This window comes from Clostridium sp. C105KSO13 (assembly GCF_001517425.1).
Classification (GTDB): Bacteria; Bacillota; Clostridia; order Lachnospirales; family Lachnospiraceae; genus Muricomes.
This window is the reverse complement of sequence record NZ_FBWL01000071.1, coordinates 1-2,150: the sequence shown is the minus strand read 5'-3', so window position 1 is coordinate 2,150 and position 2,150 is coordinate 1. Positions and strand designations below refer to the sequence as shown.

The window sequence follows — 2,150 nt, the reverse complement described above, 5'->3', positions numbered from 1 at the left end:
CATAGTAATGCATCCAACTAACCATCCTTTCTTCACCTCCGAATGACAGTATATCATTCGTTGATGTTGTATAATAGTTGCTGGATTTTATTTGCCTAAATCTGCTGGTTATAGTATACCACTTACACCTCTTCAACAACTGCTTTATAAGTATAAAACTTAAACAGTTTAAAGGACATAAGATGCTTCCTGACTGCATCCTATGCCCATAATTTAATTTATAATCATTGCACCATTTACATGAATCACCTGTCCTGAAATGTATGAAGAATCCTCACATCCGAGGAATACATAAGCAGGAGCCAGTTCATAAGGCTGCCCCGCCCTTGCCATCGGTGTATTGGATCCAAATGTCTTTACTTCGCTTTCCGCGAAACTGGATACAATCAGCGGCGTCCAAATCGGTCCCGGCGCTACGGCATTAACCCGAATCCCCTGAGCTACTAAAGACAGCGCCAGAGATCTGGTAAAAGATAGAATAGCACCCTTTGTCGCAGAATAATCAATTAGAGTAGGCTGTCCTTCAAATGCGGTAATTGAGGTGGTGTTAATGATGGAACAGCCCTTTTGCATATGGGGAAGCACCGCTTTAGTCATATAAAACTGTGAAAAGATGTTGCTTTCAAAGGTACACTGAAGCTGTTCCTGCGTAATTTCGGAAATACTGTTTTGAGGATACTGTACTCCGGCGTTGTTAACCAGTATATCAACCTTGCCGAATTCACCGATCACCATCTCTGTAACGCGGGCTGCTTCCTGCTCTTTTCTCAGGTCTGCGGATATACTCAAACAGCGCCTGCCCGCAGCACAAATCAGCTGCTCCGTCTCTTTTGCATCCTCATGTTCATCCTTGTAAACAATCGCCACATCCGCACCTTCTTTTGCATATGTCAAAGCAACGGCACGGCCGATTCCACTATCTCCTCCCGTGATAACAGCCACTTTATTTAACAACTTGCCCGCAGCCTTATAGTTGGGGTCTTCAAACAGGGGGCGCGGATTCATGATAGATTCTTTCCCGGGCTGCTTATCCTGATGCTGAGCTGGGTAGGTTTCTTTTTTTGGATTTTCCATAATCGTTTATATTCCTTTCTGATTTTCTTTTAGCATGCCCATTTTCAAAAAAATCAATCGAAACTTATAAACGACTGGAATAATGATACACTATTTTAGCCCGAAATCCTCTCCAGATTACGGGCTATTTCTTATTACTCCTCTAAATGCTGCGGGTGCCGTGCAAATTCAGGGCTAAAATGTTCTGATGTATCGACTAAGGGGTCCGCCACAGCTTGCAAATCCAAAGGAGAAGTTCATGTACGGAGCTGTTCGCGAAGGGGGGCAGTGCTAGAGACCTTGAGGAAGCTATAACTCTCCATTCCCAAATCACGCCAAAAGACCTGTCCCTCCCGAAGACTAAAACTTCAATGGGCTGCTTCCAGTTTATATTTCATACCAGATAATTTGATTTGCCTCCATATCAAGATCAAATGCAGTTGCGTCTCCTTTATATACTGTTGTGTGCTGTGGCTCATAGGTGTTATTTACCACACAATACTTACCATTTTCAATATAAGCATGCACTTCTACGTTGTAGTTATCGGAGAACCATCTGCGAAGATGATCTTCTTCCCCTGCACTCCATAAAATGGAACGGTATAACAGACGGCTGTTCTTAAAGCTGTATGGCAATCCACTAATATATACGGCACGCCCTTTTCCGAACTGATTGACTGCCAACTGTACTTCTTTCTCCTTTTGTACCAAAACGGTAGTTCCTTCTAAAGCATAAATACTCTTTTTGCCATCTCCGAAATCTATTTCACCTTTGGCATCTTCTGTGATGAAATGGGGATGTACATCCCAGTTATATTTATCATATCCCAATGTAAAATCACGTTCTTCTTCTACTCCAAAGACGTTAGATAACTGGAAGAAGTGTCCACTCGCCTGGTGTGCACTTGGTTTGGTGTTAGTATATAACTATGGACACGGAAAGTTGAACATTCTATAATATAATAAAGGAGTGTTCAATCATGGCAAAAAATCAAAAATCCTATACCCCTGAATTCAAGCAGCAGATTGTAGATCTGCGTAATAAAGCTGGTAAAGGTATCACAGAATTATCTAACGAATATGGCGTTCCAAAAGGC

1 protein-coding gene and 1 pseudogene are annotated in these 2,150 nt (G+C 42.1%); both read right to left on the bottom strand.

All coding sequences use genetic code 11. From position 1 onward, the window contains the following. Positions 1–213 precede the first annotated feature (213 nt). The gene (locus BN3456_RS00345; RefSeq protein ID WP_089981978.1) at positions 214–1,074 is read right to left on the bottom strand and encodes an SDR family oxidoreductase; all 861 of its coding nucleotides are present in this window, start codon (positions 1,072–1,074) and stop codon (positions 214–216) included. A gap of 366 nt (positions 1,075–1,440) precedes the next feature. Then, positions 1,441–1,965 (bottom strand): annotated as a pseudogene (locus BN3456_RS00340) (lacto-N-biose phosphorylase central domain-containing protein); the annotation flags it as partial. Positions 1,966–2,150: the final 185 nt, after the last annotated feature.

Bases quoted from the DNA above. Each gene is read 5' to 3' on its own strand.
- BN3456_RS00345 (WP_089981978.1), bottom strand. From the start codon at position 1,074: ATGGAAAATCCAAAAAAAGAAACCTACCCAGCTCAGCATCAGGATAAG.